This window comes from Paenibacillus sp. VMFN-D1 (assembly GCF_003386155.1).
Lineage (GTDB): Bacteria > Bacillota > Bacilli > Paenibacillales > Paenibacillaceae > Paenibacillus_AQ > Paenibacillus_AQ favisporus.
On sequence record NZ_QRDU01000004.1, the window covers coordinates 175,941 to 202,710 of the forward strand.

The following is a 26,770-nucleotide window of genomic DNA, read 5'->3' on the forward strand; positions in this document are numbered from 1 at the left end:
AATTTGTGCTAGTCCAGGCTTAACAGGCGAATGACGGAGCGATTTTATGCTGATCTACCGCAAATAAGTGAAGGGAATCGAAAGCGGATGCAAAGGTCCCCCATGTTACAATGGATGTAGGCTTTTCGTGATGATTTCTAAGAATTCATCGATCTAAATAGATTGAACTTTAGTTCATTCTATCCAAATTAATGACATGGAAGGGATAATATATGAGCTCTATTACATTGGAACATAGCAGCGAGCAGGATAACCAGAAGATCAGCATGAAGTTCGTGACACTGGTGTCCATCGTAGCTGCTTTAGGCGGTTTGCTGTTTGGTTTTGATACAGCCGTTGTATCGGGCGCCATCGGTTTCATGGAAAAGCGCTTTAACCTGAACGATTTCCAAACGGGCTGGGCGGTTTCCAGCTTGATCATCGGCTGTATCCCCGGAGCCCTGTTCTCCGGCATGCTGAGCGACAAGTTCGGCCGGAAAAAAGTCATCATTGCGGCAGCGCTTCTTTTCATTATCGGATCCATTGGCTCAGCCATACCGAATACGTTCAGCGGGTTTATCATCGCCCGGATGATCGGAGGCGTTGGCATCGGCATTACATCCACCTTGTGTCCGCTGTATAATGCGGAGATCGCTCCGGCCAAATACCGCGGCCGCCTCGTCGCATTAAATCAGCTGGCAACGGTTACAGGCATTTCGCTCGTATACTTCATCAATCTGTGGATCGCCGGCATGGGTGACGATGCTTGGGACGTGTCGAGTGCCTGGCGCTGGATGTTTGGCTTCGGCGTCATTCCAGGCGCACTGTTTCTCGTGCTGCTGTTCTTCGTGCCGGAAAGCCCAAGATGGCTGATCAAGCAAGGCCGGGCAGCCGCAGCGCTGCCGGTCCTGCTCAAAATTCACGGCGAAGAGCTGGCGAAGCAGGAAGTGCGGGATATCAAGGAGTCGTTTAACCAGGAAAAAGGATCGTTCCGCCAGCTGTTCACTCCGGGGCTGCGCATGGCGCTGATCGTCGGTGTCGGACTGGCGATTCTGCAGCAGGTGACCGGCATCAATGCGGTCATGTATTATGCGCCGGAGATCTTTAAAGAGACCGGTGCCGGCACGAACGCGGCGCTGATTCAAACGATCTTTGTCGGCGTGATCAATCTCCTGTTTACGATCCTGGCCGTTTGGCTGATCGATAAAGTGGGGCGGAAAGCGCTGATGATGGTCGGATCAGCTGCCATGCTGATCTGTCTGGCCGTCATCGGAACGGCATTCCAGACCGGACATACCTCCGGCCCGCTGGTCCTGATCTTTATTCTGATTTACGTCGCGGCTTTTGCGATCTCGCTCGGACCGGTGGTATGGGTCCTCATTTCGGAGATCTTCCCGAACCGGGTCCGCGGTATCGCGACGGCCATTGCCTCGATGGCTTTGTGGATCGCCGACTACGTCGTATCCCAAGCCTTCCCGCCGATGCTGTCTTCGGCAGGTCCGGCGGCTACCTTCTGGATTTTCGGCGTCATGTCGCTGATTTGCCTCGTATTTACTTGGCGCGCGGTACCGGAAACCAAAGGAAAGTCCTTGGAGGATATGGAAGCTATGTGGGCGCAAGGTAAATAATACGCATATAAAAAGGGGAGTTCCCTGGGTCGATGAACCTGGGAACTCCCCTTTTTTGTGTGTTGGAACAACCGGTATGGACTACCGACATACACCGGTTTCAGCCGACGATCCGGGTTACAGAATCCGGCGCGCGGTGACGAACCGTTTTTTCCACTGGCCGTCAAAGGCCTCGATGTGAACGCCGAGCTCTTTGGAGTACGTGTGCAAAATTTGATTATTGCCCATATAGATGCCAACGTGGCCGATATCCAGCCCGCGGGCGCTGAAGAACAGCAGGTCCCCTTTGCGCAGATTGCTTAAGGACACTTCCTTGCCGGCCTTCGCCTGGTCGTAGGACACGCGGGGCAGCTCGATTAACAGCACATCCTCGTAAACCCGCTTGACGAAGGAAGAGCAGTCGAATGTCTTCGTTTGGTCTGGAGAAGCCCCGAATTCGTAAGGGGTCCCGAGGAACTTCTTACCGTAAGCGATCAGCTCGTCCGCCTGCATGTCGGCAAGCGAAACGCTGGCATAGTCGGTATATTTCGGCTTGGCCGATATGTATCCTGTTTGATGGTTTTCCGTCTCCACCTCCAGCCAGAGGGCGTTCACCTCGCGGATGACATGCACCTTCTGTCCGGCGGCTAGCATGCCGAGTGACGTTGCATCGCTCGCTGAATCCGGCTTGCTCCGCAGGTTCACACCCCAGCGGATAGAAGTCTCAAGCGAAACTTTGGAAGTAATCCGCACCGTGTGCGCATCCGGCTGCCAAGCGACCTCGCTGCCCAGCGCTTCGCTCACAAAGCGCAGCGGCACGAGGGAATATCCGCCGCAGATTTGACCGGGCACTGTCACCTCGAGGGCTTGTCCGTTTAGGTTCGCGGTATGCTCGCCGATCCGGTAGGTCAGCGTGGTGCCTCCCTTGGTGGCCTTCAGCGTCTTCGTGGCGTTATCCCAGGCCAGCTTGGCCCCTTGGCGCTCAAACAGGCCGCGCATCGGTACAAGTACCGTACCGCCAACATTCAGCGGCTGCACTTCGGTCTGCAGCTGCCGGCCGTCCAGATAGACGGCGATCGGCTTGGAGGATTCCGGAGCGGCATCCGCATAGATCGACGTGCCTGCGATCATGGCAGCGGCCAGGCCGGCAAGAACCGCCCCTTTTTTTCTCATCATGTTCTCATCACCTTGTTTCAACTGGATTGACGGTTCGTGGATGATGAACCGCATAGGAACAGGGACTCCCGGCGGGTATCTTTACCAAGAAGTCCCTGTATAGTTGGACGAGAGGGAGGGCGATTGGTTTTGTTCTTCAGCATTGGTAAATTAATGAAACATAATAGATGCCCCAGGGGCCTTTCTTCGTTCGTATCGTTAGGGACTTGATCATTCGTTCGTAGCGAGCTGGTCCTCTGCCGCCTTGCTGGCGGGTGGTAGCGTCATGCCCCTTTTCCAAATGAGGATATGATCCTCCGGGGTCCCCAAAAAAACTGCTTGGATCTCAGCTCCGGTGCCGTCAGGGTCATGATTCGCTTTTTGCTCGTCGAGATTGATCCAGTAATACGTATTCGCCAGGCCAATATCGGCAAAGGCCTTCGATTTGATGACAGGGCGAAGGGGAGTCATATAAAAATTTCCATTCTCATCGAGATGATAGCTGACTTGCTTCACGTTATAGCCATCGGTCATTTTGACGTGATACGCGATGGTTCCGTTTTTCATCAGGCCAACGTCTGTAACCTCGATTACTTTGGTGGGTACACTCCGGATATTCCAACCGGTTAATAACAGGTAGCCTCCGAACAGCAGCCCGCAGACGACGGTAGCAATGGCTAGTCCTTTGATAAAAGCGACAGCCTTGGAGCGGTTCCAGTATGCGGCGATCCGGCGTAGGCTGCTGGCCTGGGTTTGTTGTTCACGGGTGGCCTCCGGACCCAGCATCAGATTATCCTTCATTTTATCTAATACGGATCGGCAATCCGGGCAAAGCTCAATATGGCCTTCGACCAGCTCGCGGGTATCCGGACTGCACACATCGTCGTGATACAACGGCAGCAAGTCCTGAATGACTTGGCATGATATAAAAGGTTTGTTCATTGTTCCTCCTCCTGATAGCGATCCTGAATTTTCTGTTTAGCCCGGTGAAAAGTCACTCGTGCCCAGCTCTCCGTCTTTCCGAATATGCTGCATATGTCCGCAAAGGGTAATTCGCCAAATACTCTTAGCGTAAATACTTCTTTATAGGGCTCCCCGAGCTCGTGCAAAATGCGGTGAATCCGCAGCGCTTCCGAATCAAGGATAACCTTGTATTCCACATTCAGCTGGCTCACGGGATCTGTCTCCGGTTCAGCACGCGGATACCGCTTTTGCCCTTCCCAGTACGAGAAATATGTATTCTTCGCGATTTGGCATAGCCATACGCTGATCTTGCATGTCCCTTGAAAGGTGTCGATCCGCTTGAGCGCTTTATAGAACGTCTCTTGGGTAATCTCTTCGGCAATGTGTTCATCCCGACAGAGCGAGAGTACAAAACGGTATACCTCTTGAAAATATTGATCGTAGATTTGCTGAAGATCCTCCAACGGTTCACCTCCTTGTCAGTTATAAGACCCAGATCAACAGGATTCGTTACACGCTATAGAAAAAAACAAAGGCGCCTTTCACCAGTACATTCCTGCAACAGCAACCCTCTCCAATTCTCCGGAATTCGTAGACGATTCACAGCTTTTGTCGTAGAATGATTTTTATTACACAAGAAGTGAGGTTCGGAGAGATGAATGCTGTTGCAAAAGTGAGCAAGGTTGTCGGTGGCACGTTTTCAGTTTGGGTCATTCTGTTTGCTTGTCTGGGCTTTTTTTTACCTGATGTCTTTATCCCGTTAAAGGGCTACATTTCGATCTTTTTGGGAATCGTCATGTTCGGCATGGGGCTGACCTTATCCTCCGCCGACTTTCGCGAAGTTTTCCGCCGGCCGCTCGAAGTGCTGATCGGCGTGGTCGGCCATTTCATCATTATGCCGCTGCTGGCTTATGTTTTGGCGCTGGTGCTAAACCTGCCGCCGGATATCGCCGTAGGCGTCATCCTCGTCGGATGCTGCCCGAGCGGCACCTCGTCCAATGTGATGACGCTGCTGGCGAAAGGGGATGTTGCGCTGGGGGTATCCATCGCTTCCGTGTCTACCATTATCGCACCGCTGGCTACACCCGCGCTGATCAGCCTGCTGGCCGGCCGCTGGATGCCGGTCGATGCCGGTGCGCTCATCAAGGACATTCTGATGGTGGTCATTTTGCCGATCGTGCTCGGGGTTATCGTGAAGTCCTTGTTTAAAAAGCAGGCCGAAGCCAGCGCTCAGGCACTCCCGCTCGTCTCCACCCTGGCCATTGTGCTGATTGTGGCGATCGTCGTGGCCGGCAGCCGCACCAAAATCATCGAAAGCGGTTTGCTTATTTTTGCGGTCGTCATTCTTCACAACCTGCTCGGGTATGCCCTTGGCTATTTGTTTGCTAAGCTCTTCCGCATGAACCTGAGCAAACGCAAAGCGGTCTTGTTTGAGACCGGTATGCAGAATTCGGGCCTGGGGGCGACGCTCGCCGCGGCTCATTTCAACCCCGTCGCCGCCGTGCCGAGCGCGATATTCAGCGTGTGGCACAACATTTCCGGCTCGCTCCTGGCCACATGGTTCGCCCGGCGCTATGAGCAGGCGGAGATGGGTAAGAATCGGTAAGTCAATTTTAGAACTTGCAGGAGGCTTGTCCATGTGACAAGCCTCTTTTTCCTTAGCAATCGGACAGGCGCCGCATCGGGGAGGTCATACGCCATCGGCGGGCCGTGCTAGAGAAGCGTATGTTATAGCAGTAGATACTTCTCATAGATTGTAGATTGAAAGAAGGGATTCGATGCGGTCAAAGATGCGGTCAAAGCAAAGGAGGATTCAGGAGCAGATTGCGGCGTTTGCTTGGCTTCAGGCATGGGGGACCAATGTCGCGGCCATCGGCCAGACGAAAGTGCTCTCATCCAACAAAAAGAAGCAGCAGGAAGGAGAGAAGCTGCAGCTTATCGGCAATGCGATGCAGGCGATTGCCAATGCCGCACAGGCAGAATTAACCGCCAGATTGAGAAGCTCTGCATCGAGCAAGGAAGTGAACGACATGATGGTCGCAGGCAACCTGCTGCAGTCCCTGGGGAACTCGCTGGAGGTGATTGCAGGGGATGGGTCCTAACCGGCGGGGCAAGGATAAGGATAAAGCGGGGGAGCCGCTTCCGAGAATGTTCGGGATCAGGTATGCACAGCAGGCGAACATATCCCCGCGTTCCGGCATACTGGAGGGATGATATTGCTGTTATCAAGCGCCTTGAGCACGTTCCGATGCGCCATTCGGTCGCTGCCGGCAGACGGGCGGCTCACCCGGGAGGATCTTCTGATCCCGGAACTGCGTCTATCGGCAGACGGCTTTGTAGAGACATTTTACGCTCCGCATAATGATTATGTTCATTCATTCGCGAGCCTATTTATCGTGGGCTTGACCCCGGGCTTTACACAGATGAGAATCGCTTATGAAGCGGCGCGGCATGCCATGGATCAAGGATTGGGCGATGAGGCGGTGTGCCGGAGGGCGAAGGAGGCGGCCAGCTTTGCCGGCAGTCTGCGCGCGAACCTGATCTCCATGCTGGACGAGCTGGGGATGCCGGAGTATTTGGGGATCCGCACGAGTGAGGCTTTCTTTGGCACAGAGCGGGAGCTGCTGCATACCAGTTCGGTGCTCCGCTATCCCGTCTTTGTCAACCGGGCCAATTACAACGGCAGCCGCCCGAGTCTACTGGGGACTCCAAGTCTAAGGGACACGGCGCTAACCGGCATCACCGAAGAGCTGAGCGTTTTTCCGCATCGCCCCTTCATCATTCCGCTTGGAACAGCCGTGGAAGGCATCCTCCGGCTTCTGGCCGAGCAAGGAGCGCTGGACGCCGGGCAGTGCCTATGGGGCTTTCCCCACCCTTCGGGGGCCAACGGCCATCGGCACAAACAGTTTGCCGCACGGAAAGCGGAGATGAAAAAGAGCCTGCGCCGTTACTTCTCTTGATTGTCTGGCGGGCCTTCCCGTGTTATCGTTAGGATGGGCTTAAGGAATCCAAAAGTTTCTAGACCATCTTGATGGAGGTGTCTTTTTATGAAAGCGCTATTTATTGGAGGAACGGGAACGATCAGTACCGCCATTACGAAGCAGCTGCTGGCGCAGGGCTGCGAGCTGTACCTGCTGAACCGCGGACACCGGAATGATGCCCTGCCGGAAGGGGCTCATATCATCCAGGCCGATATTCACGACGAGGAGCAGGTAGCCGGTCTGATCGCCGATCTCCAGTTTGACGTGGTGGCCGACTTTATCGCCTTCGTGCCGGAGCATTTGGAGCGGGATTACCGTCTGTTCAAGGACCGTACGAAGCAGTTTATGTTCATCAGTTCGGCTTCGGCATACCAGTCGCCTTTATCCGATTACCTCATCACCGAAGGAACTCCGCTATCCAATCCATACTGGGAGTATTCCCGGAACAAGATCGCCTGCGAGGATTACCTGATGAAGCAGTACCGCGAGCAGGGCTTTCCGGTGACCATCGTAAGGCCAAGCCATACGTACGACGAGCGCTCGATACCGCTTGGCGTACACGGAAGCAAGGGCAGCTGGCAGGTGGCAAAACGGATGCTGGAGAACAAGCCCGTCATTATTCACGGAGACGGTACGTCGCTGTGGACGATGACACATAACCGGGATTTTGCCAAAGGCTTTATCGGCCTGATGGGCAACATCCATGCGATCGGCGAGTCCGTGCACATTACATCGGATGAATCGGTCACCTGGAACCAGATTTACGAGATCATCGCCGACGCTCTGGGCGTGAAGCTGAATGCGGTTCATGTCGCATCCGAGTTCCTCGATGCCTGCAGCAAGGAGGATTTCAGGGGTAGCCTGCTGGGAGACAAGGCCAATACGGTTGTCTTTAACAATGCCAAATTGAAGCGGCTCGTTCCCGATTTTGTGGCGACCACACGGGTGGATCAGGGCATTAAGGAGACGGTGCAGTATATTCTGTCCCATCCGGAGCACCAGACCGAGGATCCTGAGTTCGACAGCTGGTGCGATAAGGTGGTTCAAGCCCTGCAGGAAGCGGCTGAGCGGATTAAAGGGTAAGGCAGGAGGCAGCGGAGCTGCCAAGAATATATAATTGTTTATGAAAAGGTGCCTGGAGACAGGCGCCTTTTTTGCTTGCATTGAAAGGACCATGTCTTCATGATCCTGAGATCATACAGGCCGTTTCACATCATTATTTATCCGTATAAAATACCCGGGAGTGCAGCACGTCCATCGCATGAACGATCTCCTGCAGATCCTTCTCGGAAGCGTCCTGCAGCCGGGTGAGGAACCGCGCGCCGATATGGCCGAAGGCCTCTTTCATCACACGCTCTCCTTCGCCGGACAGGCGGACATACTGTTTGCGCCGGTCACTGGGGTCATCGTATTTTTCGCATAACTGCTTGTCGCACAGCTTCTTGATTTCACGGCTCGTATTCGGCATGGACATCTGCTGGCAGTCACTGATTTGGCTCAAGGTTACCGGCTGGCTTACAGCGATGTATTCGAGCATGCTGTACTGGACCGGCGTAATACCTTCGGGTTTGATGCCTTGAGTCATTTCGTGCTTGACCTGATGCACGGCTGCCGTAAAGGCAATCAACTTGTCAAAAAGCTTATTTTCATCCATGATGTCACCACCTCTTCCTCACGAACATATCAAAATTATTATCAATAAACAATTATCATTTGACAACTAAACGGACTGCGTGGTAGGATTTGGTTATCAAATGATAAGTAAATGGGGTGGCACGATGAAGGTACTGGTCATTTACACGCATCCGAATCATCAAAGCTTAAGTTACTCGTTTTTGCAGAAAGTATTGGAAGGCAGCCGTGAGAATCCGGCGGTTTCGCAAATCCGGACGCTCGACCTCTATGAAGAGGGTTTTAATCCGGTTCTGATCTTCAATGAGACCAAACGGAGACGGGATATGCACAAGGACCCGGCGCTGGAGAAGTATCGGGAGATGCTGCTCTGGGCGGATAAAATCGTCCTGGTCTACCCGATTTGGTGGGGCCGGCCGCCGGCCATGCTGCTGGGATTCATCGACCAGATGTTCGCTTCGGGCTTCGCTTACAGGGACAAGGGCGGACTGCTGCCGGAAGGGCTGCTGAAAGGTAGATCGGTCGTATGCATCTCCTCCATGAAGGGGCCGGCGCTATATCCTCTGTTGTGGCTGAATAACGCACACAAAGTGCTGATGCGGAAGGCGCTGTTCCGGTTCGTGGGCATCAAGCGGGTGAAATTTTTTGAGTTCGGAAATATGGAAAGTCCCAAGGGCAAGCATGAGGCGAAGCTGGACCGGGTGTATCGGTATTTTAGAACCGTCGCGCGTTGACCGGGGATGAAGCAGGAAGGCGAATGGGGATTTTTGCGGGAAGGCTTGAAATGGATCCTAAAATAGTTCAATATAAAGATATACGCAATTAAGAAAAAGTGGGCCGCTGCGGCGGTCGGTTAGAGTATACCAATCTATTGAACTAGGGGGATCCCATGGAAATAGGCATCAGTACCTTTGTGGAAACGACACCGGACGTAGAGACGGGTGAGGTCATCAGCCACGCGCAGCGTTTGCGCGAAGTAGTGGAGGAAATTGTACTTGCCGATCAGGTGGGGCTGGACGTATTCGGAGTAGGCGAGCATCACCGGAAGGACTATGCCGCGTCTTCGCCGGCGCTCGTACTGGCGGCGGCTGCGCCGCAGACCCGGCGAATCCGGCTCAGCAGCGCGGTCACGGTGCTGTCATCGGCCGACCCGGTGCGCGTCTTTCAGGATTTTGCCACGGTCGACGGGATTTCAAACGGACGCGCCGAAATTATGGCGGGCCGGGGGTCCTTTATCGAATCGTTCCCGCTGTTCGGATACGATCTGAACGATTACGACGAGCTGTTTGACGAGAAGCTGGAGCTGCTGCTCAAAATCCGGTCTTCCGAAAAGGTGACCTGGGAGGGCCGCCACCGCCCGGCGATTCACAACCTGGGCGTGTATCCGCGCCCGGTTCAGGATCCGCTGCCCGTCTGGATCGGCAGCGGAGGCAACCAGGAGTCGGTCATCCGTGCCGGCCTGCTGGGCCTGCCGCTGGTGCTGGCCATTATCGGAGGCAGACCGACGCAGTTTGCGCCGCTGGTGGAGCTGTACAAGCGGGCGGCTGCCCACGCGGGCCACGACGTATCGAAGCTGGCGGTGGGCTCCCATTCGCACGGCTTTATCGCCGAGAATACGGAGAAGGCTGCCGACCTGTTCTTCCCTTCCACGCAGTACAGCATGAATGTGCTGGGACGGGAGCGGGGCTGGGGCCATTATGACCGCAACAGCTTCGACAACGCCCGCAGCTTCGAAGGCGCCCTGTACGTCGGCGATCCGGAGACGGTCGCGCGGAAGATCATCCATCTCCGCAAGAATGTGGGCGTCACGCGCTTTATGCTGCACGTGCCGGTCGGCTCCATGCCGCATCATCTCGTGATGCGCGCCATTGAGCTGCTCGGAACCGAAGTGGCGCCGCTCGTTCGCGAGGAGATTGCGAAATGGGAAGCCGCGGGAGAGCCGAAGGAGTAAGGCTTGCTGCGGCCGGGGGCTCGCGGGTATGCGAGAGCGGAAGGAATAATGCGGCTGGCGAACCGGGCAGCGGGCAAGTGTGCTCAGGCGTGCTAGCAAGCCGCGGGCACACGGGTGCCCTGAGCAAACGGCTTAACGCAGCACTTCAGTTCCGCTTACTGCTGTATGCCCACACTTTACAATAAGCACAAAAAAGAGGGGGGAGAGCCCCTCTTTTTTGTGCGCTTAAGCCGCCGCCTGCCAGCGTGCAGGTGAAATAGATATACTTTTCACTTAGTGTGAAGCAGACGACTGGTTTCGCACTGAATTTGGTTAGTTATTTAAGGCAGCATTTCACTCCGAGCCCGCAGAACCCTTCAATTCCTGCGCATATCCATCATTCAAGCGCTCTGGCCAGGAGGTGAAGTTGATCAGTGCGTCATCCGCGTGCGTCAGCTGATCGATCGCCCCGGTCGGGACCAGGCGGGCGATGGCGGAATCGGCGATCGCCTTCCGGCAGGCCTCGGCATAGATTCCAGCATTCAAGACCGGATACGGCCGGACGGCGCCGTTAATCCCGACCTGAAAATCCGTGATCTGCGGCGGGATCTCCGGGGTGATCCCAAGCGCATTATGCCGCTCTGCCAGCTGAATCAGCGCCTGATTGACGGCTTGCTCCCGGCTTCCCGTGTCTGCAGCGGCCAGGATACGGTCAAGAACCGGTCCCACTGCGGGGGCGGCAGCCAGGTGGGAGAAGGCTGTTCCGAACCATTTAGGGTAAGGCCAGTATGTCCGCTCCTGCAGGAAGCACATCTCCATGATCCGGCGGACCAGGGTACAGGCGATCAGAACGGAGCCGCGAAGGTCGCCGGCTTCGGCTGTCCTGCCTATAAGCGGCTGCAAATTGCCGATTAAATGCCACTGGGACGCCAGCATCCAGAGCCAAATATCCTGCGGATACCATGCGAGCTGCCCGCGCATTCGGGTCAGCTCACCGGCATCGTCATGGAATACGGCGCCTGCCGTAAACTGCAGCAGATGCTGCTGCGGGAGAGACAGCCACCGCTGTGGAGTGAGCGGGTCCGGTCCGTGAATGCGGAGTTGCGAAGCCAGCCACTCCTCAAGGGTCGTCACTTGGACATGGTGCTGAACCGTCCCGTTCTGCCATGAAAAGAACCGCACGGGATATCCCATAAAATCGTCCGGCAGCCCACTGTCGACGCGCATACTCACCTTTCCGACCTCGGTAGTTGAAACGAAAATCTGCAGCCTCGGTCCCCAGCTGTGATCGGTCGAGCGCGGCTGGTCATACCCCAGCACCTCGGAGCCTTCGCCGATCAAAGCCGCTGCATGCGGACATTGAATCAGTTTGCTGACGACTTCTTCATAAAACAACTGAGACAGCTGTAATCCAGGAATAAATAAACTCAAGGTTTCCCATCCTCCTGATCATCGGGGAAACACGCAGGTTGTCGGGCTAGTGATGCGTTATCCCCTTTCGTTGTTCTGCCCGGTTAACTAAGGGAGTTACCATAGACAACGCCTCCTTTAATAATTTTCCTTCGGTTTGATGATCCGCCTTGCCGTTACTGATATCATGATGAACTCTGCGGTAATCCTTACGCTACGCCCGGAATCGTGATGGTGACCGTCGTTCCTTCGCCTTCAACGCTTTCAAAACGGATCGCCCCCTGGTGATTCTCGATGATTTTGTAGCTGACCATCAGGCCGAGGCCCGTTCCCTTATCCTTCGTCGAATAGAACGGCTCGCCCAGCTTCGCCAGCTTGCTCTCCGGAATGCCGGAGCCGTTGTCGGCAAACCGCACGATGATGTTATGGTTGTCGCTCAGGCTGGCCTGGATGTTCACCTCGCCGCCGCGCGGCATCGCTTCAATCGCATTTTTCAGCACGTTGATGAATACCTGCTTGAGCTGGTTCTCGACGCAGACCACCCTCATGCCCGGCTTCAGGTCGATGTTCATCTCTACGTTGTTCATGTTGGCCTGTGATTCCAGCAGCATGATGACGTCATGGAGGATGGGCTCCAGGTCCATTTGGACAAAATCGACCGCCTGCGGCTTCGCCAGCACCAACAGCTCGCTGACGATCTGCTCGATGCGGTTCAGCTCGTTCAGCATGATCCCTATATAAGAGTCGTTGCCCGTCCCCTTGTTGGACATCAGCTTGGTGAAGCCCTTCAGCGCGGTCAGCGGGTTGCGGATTTCGTGGGCGATGCCTGCAGCCAGCTGGCCGACGGCCGACAGCATTTCGGTCTTGCGGAGCATCTCCTCCGCCTGCTTGCGCTCGCTGATATCCTCGGACAGTTTGACGAAGTGAATGATCTCGCCCTTCTTGTTTTTAATTGGAATGAGCTTCACCGATTCCCAGTACAATTCCCCGTTCTTCTTGGTGCTGTTCAGCTCGCCTTTCCAGATTCCGCAGTTTTTGGCCGTTTCCATGATCAGATCGACCGTGGGACTTCCCTCAGACGTCTTGCAAAAAGCCTTCAGGCTGTTTCCCCGCGACTCAGAAAGGCTAAATCCGGTAATCTCGGTGAATTTCGGATTCACGTACTCAATCGACCCGCCGACGTCGGTAATGACGGTTATGCTCGGGCTTTGCTCGACGGCGTAGCTGAGCTTGGTCAGCTCCTCATTTACCGCCTTGAGATCCGTGATGTTCACGAACGTCAGCACAACTCCGCTGATGAAATTCTGCTCCGTACGGTATGGCAGGATGCGCATGCTGTACCAGGTGCCGTCCTGGCTCTGGATCTCCTTCTCGAAAGGAACGAGCGTTTGCAGCACCTGCTTCGCATCGGCCACCAGCGTATCGTATTTAAAATGGTGGGAGATGTGCTCGATCGGCCTGCCGTAATCGACCTCCAGCAGGTTGATCTCCTTCGTGATCGCCGGGGTAAAGCGGCGGATGCACATCCGTTTGTCCAGAAAAATGGTGCCGATGCGCGTGCTGACCAGAAAATTGTTCATGTCGTTGTTCACGTCGGTGAGCTCCTGGATTTTAAACTGGTATTCCGTGTTGACGGTCACCAGCTCCTCATTCACCGACTGCAGCTCTTCGTTGGCGCTCTGCAGCTCCTCGTTCGCGGCCACCAGCTCTTCGTTCGTCGCCTGCAGCTCCTCGTTGGACGTCTCGAGCTCCTCAACGGTGGCTTGAAGGGATTCCTCCGCCATTAGGAGCGCCTGCTCCAGCTCAATGATCCGGGAGCTGACGTTGCGGTCGATTTCGAACGGCTCCAAGACCATTTGCGCCGCGGCATCCGGCTCTTCGGGGTCCATGAACAGGATGAGCACGTATTTATCGAACGCTTTATTCTTTAGCGAAAACGGCCGAATGTGCAGGTCCACGACCGTTTCGCCGGTGTTGGTGGCGATGCCGAGCGAGTGATAGACGACGCCCCGCCGCTCCTGCCGGACCTTCTGGACGGCGGCCGATACCGCGACGGATACGTTCGGGTCGATCATTTTGTACAAATTCCAGCTGGGCTTGCCTTGGGCAAGCATGAGATAATCGTTGATCGCTCCATTCAGGTGAATTACATCGTTGTTCTGGTCCACGATCATGCCGGGCGGAATGTGCTCCTCGACCAGCGCCCCCTGCAGATCGTCCAGACGTTTAGGCGTTGCCTGGTCGCGGACAGCAGCCGGAGGGGGCGTGGTTTTGCGGTAGGACTGGGTCTGCGAAATCCGCCCTTCGAGTGAGAACAGCCGCGATTCCGTTTCGGCTTTTCCGTTCTTGTGCGAGAAAATGTTCCAGCGCCGGTCCACAAAATCGAACTGCCCCGCAAAGCGCCCGATCGTTTCGCTGGGCCCAAGGAACAGGAAGCCTTCCGGATTCAGCGCAAAATGAAACAGGGATAGCACCTTCTGCTGCATTTCCGGCTGCAGGTAAATCAGCATGTTCCGGCAGGTGATCAGGTCGAGATTCCGGAACGGGGGGTCCTTGATGATGTTCTGCGGCGCGAATACAACCATCTTGCGGATGTCTTTGCTCACCTGGAACATATCGTCGTCCTTAATAAAGAAGCGCTCCTGGTCTTCTTCCGAAAGATGGCTGATGTTGCTCTGCGTATAGATGCCCTGGCTGGCGTATTCAATCGATTCCTTGTCCAGATCGGTGGCGAAAATTTTAATCAGATAAGGCTCATCCAGCGTATCCGCATATTTGCGCAGCAGCATCGCGATCGAGTAGGCTTCCTCCCCCGTCGAGCACCCCGCCACCCATACGCGGATTTCCTTGGAGAGGCTTTTGCGCTCGAAAATCTCCGGGAGTACCTTGTCATAAATGGTCTGAAACGCTTCGGGATCCCTGAAAAAATTGGTGACACCGATCAGGAGATCCTTTCGCAGCGCCTGCAGCTCCTCACGGTGCTCTTCCAGATAGGTCATGTAAGCCGCCATGGAGGGGGCGTTATGAATGGCCATCCGCCGCTCGATCCGCCGCAGCACGCTGTTTCGTTTATAATAGGTAAAATCCACGCCGCAGTCCTGGCGGATTTTCTCAAAAATGAGCTGAATGTATTGCTCGGTCGTAATGGTTTCCCGGACCGATGTCATGCTCTCGTACTCTGCGCCATGCACGTGCTGCATCAGCCTTTCGGTCATTTCTTTCGGGGCCAGCACGACGTCGGCGTTACCGGACAGCCTTGCGCTGCTGGGCATTCCGTCAAATTTAGCCGATTGACTGTCTTGAACAATGACGAGTCCCCCGGCTTCCTTAATGTCATGTATTCCCCGTGAACCGTCGGTGCCGGTTCCGGACATAATCACGGCTACGGCTTTGGTGCCGTAAGCCATGGCAAGTGAGCGGAAAAACATATCGATCGGCAGGTGCAGGGCTGCAGGCGGAATGGAATCGGTCAGCTGCAGACGTCCTTCCATAACGGTGAGGATTTTACGTGGAGGGGTCAAATAAATATGATTCGCGTTGATTTTCATGCCGTGCTTGGCTTCGCGAATGGGCATGGAAGTGTATTTGCGCAAAATCTCGTCCATCAGGCTTTTGTAATCCGGAGAAAGGTGCTGAACGACAATGAAGGCCATCCCTGTGTCTGTCGGCATTTGGTCAAAGAAAGTCTCCAATGCTTCCAGTCCGCCGGCTGATGCACCCAGACCCACCACAAAGCTGGGGTCCAATTCCTGTGTATCCTTATTGACGAGCGTCAGTTCTTGTGTCGATACCGGTGCTGCAGCTTGCAGTTCATTACGTCCATTCCCGTTCATCCGCGTCTACCCCTTCCGTTATCATTCTTGAAAAGCAATCAATCTTGATCTGCCTCAAGCCGATTTATCGCATCGGTCAGGTACTGGCCGAGGGCCCGTTTGGTGGGCTCGTCCAATTCATCCACTGTGGAAAGAGATTGCTGAAGGTATCGGAAGTTATCCGTCAGCGTACGCGTTCTCATGCCGTAAGTGTTCAGAATACCATTCAGCCAAACGGCATAATCGCTAAATACCCGTGAATCGCCAAGTTCGAGTGCCGTTTCCAGATGACGCATGTGGTGCGCATTATCATCTTTGCATTTCTGCACTCCTTTCTCGCCGTACCGGTCCATGAGTGAAGGGTCGGCTTCGTAAATCAGCTGCGTTACCCGATCGATCAATCGTTCGTAAGTGCCGGCTTGTTTCATCGGGCGAAATATGGATAACTTCGTCGGCCTTATCGGCGGGTACAACGACAGTTGAGTAAACGATATACAAGCATGTTCCTCCTTGCCCCTCGGTTAAGGGCTAATTTTATTATAATAAAGATCATGGGTATAATCTCCCAAAGTTTTCAAGTCTATCTTTTTTTATTTGTGTTCATCGTAGAGGAACATGCCCGATGTCGTCAAATTCGACAAAACCTGTGTTGAATCTACATCCCCTACTGATCGTATGGATGATAGTATATAAGACCTTTATATAGTTTGTGATTTATCCATATGTTTCTGTGCGGGAGGAAAAAGCGCATTATTCGGTCTGAAAATGGTATCGGGCCTCTTCGAAGAGCGAGTTTAGCCAATCTGGCGGGGGAGCCGTCTATGCGGACATTTGAAGTTTGAAGCGCAGGGCTCCCTATAAATGGTCATATTCCCCTTTCGACTCCGGATGCAGGTGAATAGGATAAAGGAATGAAGTGGGAAGGAGGAATAGGCATGATGCTGATCCAATCACCATCGGCTGAGACGTGCAGATCGTATGTCGGCAAGCACGTTTGTGCGGTTCTTAAGGATGGTACGCAAGTGTATGGCACGATTAAGGGAGTTTCGGATCATGGACTGGAGCTCGGTGACGCTGCTCCCCGTGCGACCATTCTGTCCACGAACCCCGGAAAAGCCAGCAAGCAGCTAAGCGAGCTGCAGCAAAAAGCCAAAACATCCAGCTACCCCGGATACGGTCCTTACGGCGGCTATGGCGGCCGCTACGGTTACGGTTACCCGCCGGGATACGGGGCTTTGGCCTGGACTTCCATTGCTTTATTATTCCTGATACCGTTCCTCTTCATCTAAATAGAATAGAAGATATATATACTGGCGCTTTGCCGGATGTGAACTGATCTCTGCAGACGATAGGGAATGCAGGGATCTTTTTTTAAAAGGAAAACGGGAGACCTGTCCGTCCGCCATGGCGGGCCGAAGACCGGACGGAGTGCCTGATGGAGGCGAAAAACGTTGAAGTACTTTGATATGTTGGCTGCGTTGGGTGAAGGGGCTGCTCATCCAGGCGGCTTTGACAGCACCTTGGCACTCCTTGAGCGCGATGCCATACCGGCCGGGGCGAATATTCTGGAGGTAGGCTGCGGAACCGGGAGAACGGCCTGTCACTTGGCGAAAATGGGCTACCGGGTAACCGCTGTAGATGTACATCACGGCATGATCGGAAAAGCCCGCCGGCGTTCCGAGGCCATGGAGGTGGAGGTCGACTTCCGGATTGCGGATGCCGCCTCACTTCCGTTTGAAGCCGGCGGGTTCGATGTCGTTTTTGTCGAGTCGGTTACCTTATTTGTGGACATTCCGGCTGCCTTGAAGGAATATCACCGCGTGCTCAAGGACGGCGGATTGTTATACGACCGGGAAATGGTCCGGAAGCAGGACTATCCGGGGCTGAAGGAAGCGGCGCAGGAGCTGTACGGTGCCCGGGACATTCCTTCCTTGGAAGAATGGGAGCAGCTATTGAAGCAGGCGGGTTTCCGCAGTCTGGACGCGCGGCTTCCTTCGGACCGTCTGGCTTCGCTGCAGGAGCAGGGAGTGAACATATCCTTTGATCCATACCAAATGTTCGATATGGAGTGGCTGGACGATCCGGCAGCGCTGCAGCTGCTGCAGAGGAATCATCAGTTCTACGAAGAGTTTGGCGATGTATTGTCTTATGCGGTATGGATCGGAGTCAAGGGATTGGCGGGCGGATCAGATAGCTGAGAAGTGAGGTGAGATTCATGAAGCAGGAGTATGTTGTCGATCCTAAACAAGCCGCCCAGTTGTTGGGGCAGCCGGTTTGGGTGGTACTCAAGGATGGTACGCAGTATGTAGGCTACGTAACGGGTATTGAGAACGGGCAGGTTGTACTGTCCGCGGCCAGAGGACGGTCGAAAATGACAGGCCCGCCGACACGGGAAAAAGAAGTGCAGGTATCCGGCATCTTGAGCGCCTTGTTTGGCGGCGGCCGTCAACCCAATGCGCAGGGTCAGACTGCCGGCCAATCCGGAGGGCTCATGGGCATGTTCGGCCAGATTATCCCGAATATTCGGGTGGGCATGAATATGCTGCAGATGATTATGCCGCTGATGGGGGCTTTTAAAATCTAACGGGGGGCGAGCCGCAAGCGATCCTCCTGGGAGCACTGTGGAACATAAGGCCATTCCGTGCGGGAATGGTCTTTTTTTGTAGTTTCGGCCAGCGGGAAGCCGATGTAAAATGAAGGAAAAGGATGGTTGGAAGGGGTGCTTCGAGCATGGACACCAGAGCGTGTGGGATCGAAGAAATACGAGAGTTGCAGCAGGAGTACATAAAAGGGTTGTCTTCGCCGTTTGATACCTTTTACGAGCAGTATATTCTGGCCTCGCAATTTCATATCATCCTGTCTGAAAACGTGTCGATAGGATATTACGCCATTCATGATCACAGTCTTCTGACGCAGTTTTACTTGCGTCGGTCTCACCAGAGGCATGCGCAGGTTCTACTGCGGCGGGTGCTGGAAGAGCATCAGGTCAGTGAGGTGCTCGTGTCGACGGGAGATGAGCTGCTGCTCAGCTTGGCACTGGACCATGACATGGCTATCGCGAAGCAGGCCTATTTCTTTCAGGACAGCGGGTTAGACCTGACGAGTGATCCAGGTTCGGACCCGGGCATGTTACGTCCCGCAGAGCTTGCCGATCTGGAAGACATTGAGCGGGTATGCGGAGACTTTTTGGGTTCTGTCGCATTACGGATCCAAAAGGGAGAGCTCTTTACCTGGTATCGGGGCCGTGAGCTGCTGGGAGTCGGCATTGTGGAGCGCTCGGTCTTAATCGACGGCACCGCCAGTATCGGCATGTTTACAAACGAGTCGTACCGCCATCAGGGAATAGGGCAAAAGATTATTTTGTGGCTGAAAGCTTGGTGTCATGCACAGGGGATCCGGCCGCTCAGCGGCTGCTGGTATTACAACGAGGCGTCCAAGAGGACGCTGGAAAGCGCAGGGATGGTGACCCGGACCCGTCTGCTGAGGATGAAAGTTGTGGGGCAGGAGGGGTAAATGGAAAAACGGCCAAGGATGTTGGCCGTTTTTTTGTGTGCGTTATTCACCTTTGGAAGTGGGGTTTGGCTCTACATTTGATATGTTCACGTCGTAGGTTTCTTCTTCGGACAGGTTGCCAGTCTCGTCTCTAAGTCCCGAGATAACCAGGCGGAATTTTCCGTTTTCGTTCAAGAGTAGCTCGTTCAGCACAGAGTCGGTGAGAGTTATAGTAAATTGCTTTGGGTCTTCACTTAACGCAACTTTGAACTCTTCATCTTGAAGTAAATATCCGTTGTCATTACCAAACTCGCCGCTTGAAGAATAGGAGATGCTTTTAACGAGAGGGAGAACATCCATTTGGTGAAGAACTTGATCTACCGTTAAAGTGATAACGCCGTCTTGGTAAGTCGCCTCGGTAACGGAAGGTGCAAGGTCAAAATGAACCGGCAAATCAACATGACCTAACTCTTGTTGAGTTTCTTCCTCTCTACTGTAACTCTTTAGGGTAAACTGCAAATCAGCTTTTGTTGTTTCATTGGCCTCTTCGGTTGGCCGGATATGCAACCCATCTTCAGTAGGCTCAATAGAAATTACGGAAGATTCAGAGCTTACTTCCAATGTGCCTACCCGATTGTCATCTTCAAAAACTTTGAAATTGTGTTGCGTTGAATTATAGATCATATCCAAAGACTTACCGTGCCACTTTACCTGAATCCAATCGTTAATATTTCTGTCTGCACTAGAAGGATTATCGGTGAGATCTTTAAGAACAGCACCTTCCTTACCTAAAAGGAAGGAGGATTCTTCTTCATTCGTTAATGTGATCCTAGGATTATCCTGAAGCACGATTTTAGCAGACGGCGCCGACATACGCCCTTCTTGATCGACGAAATATACTTTGTATTCTCCGGCTGTCAACGAGGATGTTTGCATTTCCGTCACCTGATTCGCGCTTAGAACTGAACTCTTAAACCGATCATCCAGTGAATCTAGATCCGCTTTGCTCATTGGAGTTGCTGCATATGTCACCACATACACTTTGCCTACTTTGCTGCTGATTAATTTGATCGGATCTCCAATAATTAGTGGAGACGAAGAAACCAAGGTAACCGCCGGTGCTGACGTTTCCGGCTGGCTAGGCGTGCTGCCGCCATGATTCCCATTAGAGCTGCCGCCGCCCGATGAGGATGGCACAGAGGTTGCCGGAGGTGTCGGAGTGGCTGGCTTTGCCGGTTCCGGCGGCGTGGTTGGAGCTGGATCCGGCTGCGAAGGCGGCGTTTGGCTGTCTATAATCTCCTTGGCGTCAAAAAAACGGCTGGCCACCAGCGCCACTTCTTCTCTTGCCGCACCGCCTTTTGGATCAAATTTGCCGTCGGTGCCTCCATTGAACAATCCGAACCCAACCGCTACGGCGACGGCATCCTTGGCATAGTCGGAAATGGAGCTCGCGTCGGAAAATTTTAAAATGGAGCCTTTCCCCTGTGAATCGACGCCCAGAGCGCGAACGAACAGGACCGCCATATCCTGGCGCGACAAATTGGAGCCGGTGCCAAAAGTTCCGTTTCCCTGCCCCTTGATCAGCCCCGCCTTGACGGCGGCCTCGACAGAAGCATAGGCATAGCTGTCAGAAGGTACGTCCGAGAAAGTCGGCGACGTTGGTGTACTGGAAACGTCCAGACCTAATGCCTTGGCAAGGATGATGGCAAAGTCCTGCCTTTCAATTTTTCCGGTTGGATCGAACTTGCCGTCGCCTTTTCCATTAACGATGCCCTTTTCGACTAACTCGTTAATGGCATCTTTTGCGTAGGATCCGGCGATATCCGAGAACGGGGTGGTGGCGGTTTCCGCACTAACGGCGGGTACGGCGATGGCGCTGAGCAGCGCCGCGGACGAGAGGACTTTCATCAACGTATTTCTCAACATATTTCCCCCAATTGGACATGAAATAATAACCAATAAGCCTAATCTGAATTGTAGTGATTATCAGGCGTATTTCAATCAAAATTTTCGCGGTTTGAAAACATGCCGGCAGGGCAATCCTTGAATGGACAATAGATTCAATGGTGGATTGGAATCACAGGTAAAGAGTGGGCCACCTTATAAAAGTTAGCAAATTACTTTTTATTTTTGATAATCGGAGTATAATGTTCAGTGTGAAAAATAGCACGAGCGAAAGGAGGGAGCGAGATTGGCAGATTCTTTTCCCAGCCATGACATGGAGATGATTGTGACCTGGGGGGACTGCGATGCGGCGGGAATCTCCTATTACGCCAAGGCTTTTGATTGGTTCACGAACGGGCGCATGAGATTCATGCACGTATACGGATTTCCTTACATGGAAACCTTTCATGGTAATGGCATTTCGCTGGTTTGCCTGAAAGCGGATTGCGATTATAAAAAAATGCTCCGCCCGGAGGAGCCCGTCACGGTCCGCACGTCGCTGACAGCCCTGTCACGGAGCCGGATGACGTTCACCTATCAGGTGCTGAAGCAGGACGGAAAGCTGGCGTGCGAGGGGACGACGTCCCATACGTACGTGGATGACCAGGGTCTTCCTTTTAACGTGGAGAAGCGTTTCCCGGAGTTGTGGAAACAGATCAGCAGCACATGGAGCGGCGCGTTGGCAGGCAAGCCATCGGCCCAAGCTTAATCTACAAGTAAAGACGATATATTTTGCGGCAAAAATAGAGAGGAGGTGCTTTCGAAGTGAAGGAGCGCGTAGTGATTACAGGTATGGGGGCCGTAACCCCGATCGGCATCGGCGTGCCGGCCTACTGGGACAATCTCTTGAAAGGAAACAGCGGGATCGGAAGCATTACGCGGTTTGATGCCTCGGAGCTGCCGGTCAAGATTGCAGCCGAAGTCAAAGCGTTTAACCCAACGGACTACATACCGAAAAAGTTAGCCGGACAGACCGATATTTTCATGCAGTTTGCCCTGGTGGCAGCCCAAGAGGCGCTGGCTGACAGTAAACTCGACGCGAAGCCCGAGCGGGTGGCCATCGTGCTGGGAACGGCGCTGGGAGGCATCACGACGGCAGCGGCGGCGCAGGAGCAGATGACCGGAACGGGAAGCGCCCGCGTGAGCCCGTATTTGGTTCCCAAAATCCTCGGCAACATTGCTGCCGCCCAAATTTCGATCGCGTATGGCTTCAAAGGCCCGAGCTATACGGTCAACACCGCCTGCTCTTCCGGTGCGGACGCCATCGGCATGGCATCCATGCTCCTGCAGTCCGGACAAGCGGATGCGGTCGTGGCCGTCGGCGCGGAATCCATCCTGTGCGGACTGATGGACGCCGGACTGGCGTCGGCCCGGGCGCTGTCGACCCGGAATGACGATCCGGCCAAAGCGAGCCGGCCGTTTGACCTCGATCGCGACGGGTTCGTGATGGGCGAGGGAGCCGGCGCGGTCATTCTGGAAAGGCTCGAATCGGCCGAGAGCCGGGGAGCCGACATTAAGGCTGAGCTGCTCGCCCACGCCAACTGCTCGGACGCCTACCACGTGACTTCGCCGGAGCCTGAAGGAGCCGGGGAAGTGCGGTGTATGGAACAGGCCCTGGAACAAGCCGGGCTGACTCCGTCCGACGTGGATTATATTAACGCGCACGGAACGTCCACACCGCTTGGCGACCGGATCGAAACCAAATCCCTGAAAGCCGTGTTTGGCGAAGGGGCGGGCCGAATCCCGGTCAGTTCGACCAAAGGGGCAACCGGCCACTTGATGGGTGCGGGCGGCGTCACGGAGCTGATTGCCTGCATTCAGGCGATCCGCGAAGGGATCGTACCGCCGACGCTTAATCACGAGCAGCCGGATCCGGAATGCGATCTGGATTATGTGCCGAATGAGGCGAGAGCGGCGAAGGTCCGTATCGCGATGTCCAATTCTTTTGGCTTTGGCGGACAAAATACGTCCCTGATCGTCGGGAAATACGAAGGAACCAATTAACGAAGCGGACGGGCAAGAAGCCCTGTTCCGCTTTTCGAAGTCTCGCAAAGGTTTAATTTTAAATATGAAGGAAGGAAGTTAGATGGGTACCATGGAACAACAATTCACCTATGATGTTCGGATGTTTAAAGATACATTTGAAAATGAGTTTACGTATATCAACGGATTTATGCGGAACGTGCACCGGTTTGCCGGTCGTCCGGCCTTGACCGATCCGGTGCGGGACCGCACCTGGACTTACGCTGAGCTGAACGGGGAAGTAAACCGCCTTGCGCATGCCCTGCTCGGAGACGGAGTCGGCAAAAATGAGGTCATTGTGTATCAGCTGCTCAACTCGGCCGAATTTGTGTTCAGCTACCTGGCTCCGCAGAAAATCGGCGCGATCAACTGCCCGATCAACTTCAAGCTCTCCCCCGGAGAAACCGCGTTCATCCTCGATGACAGCAAGCCTGCCGTCTACATCTACGATGCGGAAATCAAGGAAACGGCCGAGCAGGCGCTGGCCATGGCCAAACACCGCCCCCGCCGGATCGTGATGGTCGATATAAACGGCAATCAAGAGGCACCTGCGGATCACATCACCTACAGCGATTATGTGCAGGACAAGCCGGAGCATAATCCGGCCATCGAGCGGCCATCCCACATTTACGATGAAATTACACGCTTGTATACCTCGGGAACCACCGGCCAGCCGAAAGGGGTTCCAATCAACAACATCAACGACATCCTGTCCGCCCACGACGTGGCGATGCATTTCCCTCTCAACCCTACCGACAAAACGATGAATATGAGCCCTTGGTTCCACCGCGGAGGCATCCATTCCGGAGGACCGACTCCATCCCTGTATGTGGGGGCTGAAATCGTCATTCTACGATACTTCCATCCGAAAACATGCCTGGAACTCGCCGAGAAATACAACTTGACCTTCCTGATCGGGGCGCCGCCTATGCTCAAAATGCTCTATGACGCCCAAAAGAAAAACCCTGTGGACCTGTCCAAATTAAAAGGCATCGTGACGATGGGTGCGCCGCTGGAGCGCGAGGACTGCATCAAATTCCAGGAAACGCTGACGCCCAATATTTTCAATGGCTACGGCACGTCGGAAGCGTTCTGGAACACGTTCCTCCGTCCTTACGATCTGCCGGAAATGGCGGGATCGGCCGGACGTTCCTGCACCGACGACGATGTCGCGGTTGTTAAGGTCTACCCGGACAGACGGGCGGAACCGGATGATGTGGTGGCGCGCGATGGCAGCGAAGTCGGCGAGATCATCGTCAAGTCGCCGGGCAAATCCACGTATGCCTATGTGAACAACCCGAATGAGAGCGAGAGGGTCTTTTATAAAGGCTGGGTGTACATCGGGGACATGGGAACCTGGGACGAGAATGAGTTCGTGACTGTAGTCGGCCGTAAAAATGACATGATCGTCTCCTCGGGCGAAAATATCCACCCGGTGCAGATCGAGGAAATTCTGAATCAGCACCCGAAAGTGAAGGAGTCGGTCGTCGTCGGTGCACCGGACGAGCTGCGCGGCGAATCAATCGTCGCTTACGTGATCAAGGAGGATCCGGAGCTGACAGCCAAAGAACTGAACAAGTACTGCAGCGATCATCCGATGCTGGCCAATTACAAGAAACCGCGCTTCTACCGGTTCATTGACGAGCTGCCGTATACCGCAACCGGCAAGAAGAAGCATTTTGTCGTGAAGCAGATGGCGGTAGAGGATCAGAAGAACGGATTGTTTGAGAGACAATAAAGTTGGCGGAAAACGCTATTTACGGTTCGTTATAAAAAATAAGATTCGGTGAAAGGGCACCCGTCAGGGGTGTCCTTTTTTTGCTGCCTTCTGCCAGCCATAGGGGAAAAGGCGAAGCTGCTTGGGTGAAGGAGAAGGTGGATGGCGGTTGGAAATGCCGCCGAACGTCGAACCGAAATGAGGAACCCCAGATACGGCTTAACTACCGGGTGCCAGCAGTAACGCAGAGAGAGGCCTATTTTCTGAAGGTAAAACGGTTGTCGGCCCAACCTTTTACTCTTATAATATGGTAATACGGTAATCAGATAAAGAGCGAAAGCCACACAACAAGGAGAACGAGATGAAGCGAATAGCGATTGCAGGCAGCAGCGGAGGCAACCTGTTTAACCTCGGCGGCAAGGATCCCGAGAAACTGATCGGGGAGATCAAGGCGCAGTGTCAGAGCGCAGGCGTGGACATCGGCCTCGTGCAGTTCATTGCCGCATCCGAATCGATGGACGTCGCCAAGGACCACACCGCCGCCGTGCTGTACGGATGGGATGAGGATGAGCAGCGTCTGGCGAAGCGGTACGAAGGGACGCTGAAGGATACGAATGAGGCGGCAGCAGAAGCGGATGCGGAGCTGGCAGACCGGATCCGGTCCGGCGGCATCGACGGGCTGATCGTGATGAGCGCCGATCCGCAAGGGTCCAACCGGCAGGCGGTGCAGGCCGCGGCTGAGGCGGGCATTCCCGTCGTGGGGACCGGTGGAACATCGATGGCGATGATCAGCTCCAAGGGGGCGAACGTTATCGCCACGTCGGGCACGACCGGAACAACGAACCGGACGCGGGCTGTTTCGTTTATGACGTCCCTCTGCAAATACTGGGGGATCAAATACATCCCGGTGCTTGGAAGCGCCGGGGACAAGTCCGCCGCACCTGCGGGGAACCCGCTGCGGAGGATCAATTTGAAGGGCATCATGCAGTCCTCGCTGCCGGGCTTCATCGCCATGGCGATCGTGCTGGCGATCAGTCAGATCCCGGCGCTGAAGGGACTCAGCGAGGTATTCGACCTGATGCTCAAGGCGCTGCCGGTCGTGCTGGCGGTCGTGGCGGCCAAGCAGATTTCCGACATGGACGAGGTGTCGATTGTCGCGGGCGTCATCGCCGGGGTGCTGTCGGTGAACGGTGGCATTATCGGGGGCATTATCGGCGGGATTGGCGCCGGCCTGCTGGTGCAGTATTTATTTGTCAAATGCGTGCAGTGGAAGTTTCCGATGACGACGGTCAATATCGTGGCCGGGGGATTGGCGGGCCTCATATCCGGATTGATCATGTATTATTTGATCGCCCCGTTCGCCCTGCAGCTCGGCGAGTTCATTAAATACATCATCAATCAGGCGATTTCGTTTAATCCGATCATCGCTGGCGTGGTTGCAGGCCTTCTGATCTGGCCGGCGATTATCGGCGGCGTGTATCATGCGGCGATTCTTCCGATCGTTCTGCTGGAAATGGAGAAGACCGGCAACAGCTTCCTGGGGGCCATTGACATGGTCGGACTCGTGATGGTCTCCGCAGGAATCACCCTGGCCAACATCATCGCTCCGCGGGACCGGGGAGAGGCGGCAGTGGCCGCGCCGGGCTTTCTGATCAACATGGGCTTCGGCACCTTTGTTGAGGCGGCGTACCCGTTTATGTTCTCGAACAAGGTCGTCTTTGCGGGCGCCATAGGGGCGGCCGGCGTCGGCGGGGGACTGGTGGGACTGTTTAATGTGCGCGGAACGGCGTATGTTCCGTCCTTTATGGGGCCGTTTCTGTCGAACAACGTGGTCGGCTTTGCCGCGGCTATGCTCGTGGCACTGATTCTGGCCATGCTGGTGACGCTGGTGGCGAACAAGGCGTGGAGAACGGGCCGAAAGTCCGAACAGAAGCCGGTAATCGAGGCGTCAGCCTAACATTCGCCGTGGATGGAACAGCGTTGTCATTTCAGTTCATCGGGGAAGGTTTAACACGGAGAAGGCAATGTTCCAAGGAAGGTAAAGCAGGTAATCAGTACACTGAGCAGAAAGAAGCCCTAATCCCTTCAACAAGGAGATTAGGGCTTTCCTGTTATCCTTTTGTTAT

The 26,770-nt window shown here is 54.5% G+C and carries 23 protein-coding genes; 15 read left to right on the forward strand and 8 right to left on the reverse strand.

Annotated features, from left to right (window positions below; genetic code table 11):
• Positions 1 to 212 precede the first annotated feature (212 nt).
• Entirely contained in the window at positions 213 to 1,607 is a 1,395-nt protein-coding gene (locus tag C7820_RS24700) for a sugar porter family MFS transporter (RefSeq protein ID WP_116233293.1), read from the forward strand.
• Between the two features lie 117 nt (positions 1,608 to 1,724).
• Here the strand turns inward: C7820_RS24700 and C7820_RS24705 are convergent, their stop codons facing one another.
• The 3 genes from C7820_RS24705 to C7820_RS24715 form a co-directional block, all read right to left on the reverse strand.
• Entirely contained in the window at positions 1,725 to 2,762 is a 1,038-nt protein-coding gene (locus C7820_RS24705; RefSeq protein ID WP_116233545.1) for a C40 family peptidase, read from the reverse strand.
• Positions 2,763 to 2,972: 210 nt separating this feature from the next.
• Entirely contained in the window at positions 2,973 to 3,683 is a 711-nt protein-coding gene (locus C7820_RS24710) for a zf-HC2 domain-containing protein (protein ID WP_116233294.1), read from the reverse strand.
• Positions 3,680 to 4,168 (reverse strand): RNA polymerase sigma factor, encoded by a 489-nt coding sequence (locus C7820_RS24715; RefSeq protein ID WP_116233295.1) that lies wholly within the window; start codon positions 4,166 to 4,168, stop codon positions 3,680 to 3,682. The genes C7820_RS24710 and C7820_RS24715 overlap by 4 nt, the downstream gene beginning before the upstream one ends.
• A 191-nt stretch (positions 4,169 to 4,359) precedes the next feature.
• Here C7820_RS24715 and C7820_RS24720 point away from each other — a divergent pair, with 191 nt between their 5' ends.
• From C7820_RS24720 to C7820_RS24735, 4 genes are all read left to right on the forward strand, one after another.
• Complete coding sequence (locus C7820_RS24720; protein WP_089549556.1) at positions 4,360 to 5,310, forward strand: bile acid:sodium symporter family protein; 951 nt, start codon at positions 4,360 to 4,362, stop codon at positions 5,308 to 5,310.
• A gap of 172 nt (positions 5,311 to 5,482) precedes the next feature.
• Positions 5,483 to 5,806, forward strand: a complete 324-nt coding sequence (locus C7820_RS24725; RefSeq protein ID WP_251678415.1) for a DUF6944 family repetitive protein — start codon at positions 5,483 to 5,485, stop codon at positions 5,804 to 5,806.
• Between the two features lie 114 nt (positions 5,807 to 5,920).
• Positions 5,921 to 6,664 carry a hypothetical protein gene (locus C7820_RS24730; RefSeq protein ID WP_116233296.1) on the forward strand — a complete coding sequence of 248 codons (744 nt, stop codon included), beginning with the start codon at positions 5,921 to 5,923 and terminating at the stop codon, positions 6,662 to 6,664.
• An 87-nt stretch (positions 6,665 to 6,751) separates the two neighbouring features.
• Positions 6,752 to 7,768, forward strand: a complete 1,017-nt coding sequence (locus C7820_RS24735) for an SDR family oxidoreductase (protein WP_116233297.1) — start codon at positions 6,752 to 6,754, stop codon at positions 7,766 to 7,768.
• A 133-nt stretch (positions 7,769 to 7,901) separates the two neighbouring features.
• Here the strand turns inward: C7820_RS24735 and C7820_RS24740 are convergent, their stop codons facing one another.
• Positions 7,902 to 8,339: a MarR family winged helix-turn-helix transcriptional regulator gene (locus C7820_RS24740; protein ID WP_116233298.1), complete on the reverse strand. Its 438-nt coding sequence runs from the start codon at positions 8,337 to 8,339 to the stop codon at positions 7,902 to 7,904.
• 124 nt (positions 8,340 to 8,463) lie between these two features.
• Between C7820_RS24740 and C7820_RS24745 the strand changes: the two genes are divergently transcribed.
• Both C7820_RS24745 and C7820_RS24750 read left to right on the forward strand, forming a co-directional pair.
• Positions 8,464 to 9,051 (forward strand): NAD(P)H-dependent oxidoreductase, encoded by a 588-nt coding sequence (locus C7820_RS24745; RefSeq protein ID WP_116233299.1) that lies wholly within the window; start codon positions 8,464 to 8,466, stop codon positions 9,049 to 9,051.
• Between the two features lie 155 nt (positions 9,052 to 9,206).
• Positions 9,207 to 10,268 (forward strand): LLM class flavin-dependent oxidoreductase, encoded by a 1,062-nt coding sequence (locus tag C7820_RS24750; RefSeq protein ID WP_116233300.1) that lies wholly within the window; start codon positions 9,207 to 9,209, stop codon positions 10,266 to 10,268.
• A 333-nt stretch (positions 10,269 to 10,601) separates the two neighbouring features.
• Here the strand turns inward: C7820_RS24750 and C7820_RS24755 are convergent, their stop codons facing one another.
• From C7820_RS24755 to C7820_RS24765, 3 genes are all read right to left on the reverse strand, one after another.
• Positions 10,602 to 11,678, reverse strand: a complete 1,077-nt coding sequence (locus C7820_RS24755; protein ID WP_116233301.1) for a DUF4037 domain-containing protein — start codon at positions 11,676 to 11,678, stop codon at positions 10,602 to 10,604.
• A gap of 188 nt (positions 11,679 to 11,866) precedes the next feature.
• Positions 11,867 to 15,490 carry a CheR family methyltransferase gene (locus tag C7820_RS24760; protein WP_116233302.1) on the reverse strand — a complete coding sequence of 1,208 codons (3,624 nt, stop codon included), beginning with the start codon at positions 15,488 to 15,490 and terminating at the stop codon, positions 11,867 to 11,869.
• Positions 15,491 to 15,528: 38 nt separating this feature from the next.
• Positions 15,529 to 15,870 carry a hypothetical protein gene (locus C7820_RS24765; protein ID WP_147306303.1) on the reverse strand — a complete coding sequence of 114 codons (342 nt, stop codon included), beginning with the start codon at positions 15,868 to 15,870 and terminating at the stop codon, positions 15,529 to 15,531.
• Positions 15,871 to 16,404: 534 nt separating this feature from the next.
• Between C7820_RS24765 and C7820_RS24770 the strand changes: the two genes are divergently transcribed.
• The 4 genes from C7820_RS24770 to C7820_RS24785 all read left to right on the forward strand — a co-directional run bounded on the left by C7820_RS24770 (position 16,405) and on the right by C7820_RS24785 (position 18,982).
• Positions 16,405 to 16,758, forward strand: a complete 354-nt coding sequence (locus C7820_RS24770; protein ID WP_244867613.1) for a hypothetical protein — start codon at positions 16,405 to 16,407, stop codon at positions 16,756 to 16,758.
• Between the two features lie 162 nt (positions 16,759 to 16,920).
• Entirely contained in the window at positions 16,921 to 17,667 is a 747-nt protein-coding gene (locus C7820_RS24775) for a class I SAM-dependent methyltransferase (protein WP_116233304.1), read from the forward strand.
• Positions 17,668 to 17,684: 17 nt separating this feature from the next.
• Complete coding sequence (locus C7820_RS24780; protein ID WP_116233305.1) at positions 17,685 to 18,053, forward strand: LSm family protein; 369 nt, start codon at positions 17,685 to 17,687, stop codon at positions 18,051 to 18,053.
• Positions 18,054 to 18,199: 146 nt separating this feature from the next.
• Positions 18,200 to 18,982: a GNAT family N-acetyltransferase gene (locus tag C7820_RS24785; protein ID WP_147306304.1), complete on the forward strand. Its 783-nt coding sequence runs from the start codon at positions 18,200 to 18,202 to the stop codon at positions 18,980 to 18,982.
• Positions 18,983 to 19,024: 42 nt separating this feature from the next.
• On the opposite strand, the gene C7820_RS24790 is transcribed toward C7820_RS24785, so the two are convergent.
• The gene (locus C7820_RS24790; protein ID WP_116233307.1) at positions 19,025 to 20,887 is read right to left on the reverse strand and encodes an S-layer homology domain-containing protein; all 1,863 of its coding nucleotides are present in this window, start codon (positions 20,885 to 20,887) and stop codon (positions 19,025 to 19,027) included.
• A 265-nt stretch (positions 20,888 to 21,152) separates the two neighbouring features.
• Between C7820_RS24790 and C7820_RS24795 the strand changes: the two genes are divergently transcribed.
• From C7820_RS24795 to C7820_RS24810, 4 genes are all read left to right on the forward strand, one after another.
• A complete protein-coding gene (locus C7820_RS24795; RefSeq protein ID WP_116233308.1) occupies positions 21,153 to 21,614 on the forward strand; it encodes an acyl-CoA thioesterase in 462 nt (153 codons plus the stop codon).
• Positions 21,615 to 21,670: 56 nt separating this feature from the next.
• Positions 21,671 to 22,909, forward strand: a complete 1,239-nt coding sequence (fabF, locus tag C7820_RS24800; RefSeq protein ID WP_116233309.1) for a beta-ketoacyl-ACP synthase II — start codon at positions 21,671 to 21,673, stop codon at positions 22,907 to 22,909.
• 82 nt (positions 22,910 to 22,991) lie between these two features.
• Positions 22,992 to 24,665, forward strand: coding sequence for a class I adenylate-forming enzyme family protein (locus C7820_RS24805; RefSeq protein WP_258875384.1), 1,674 nt, complete (start codon positions 22,992 to 22,994; stop codon positions 24,663 to 24,665).
• A gap of 340 nt (positions 24,666 to 25,005) precedes the next feature.
• Positions 25,006 to 26,601, forward strand: coding sequence for a PTS sugar transporter (locus tag C7820_RS24810; protein ID WP_116233310.1), 1,596 nt, complete (start codon positions 25,006 to 25,008; stop codon positions 26,599 to 26,601).
• Positions 26,602 to 26,770 lie beyond the last annotated feature (169 nt).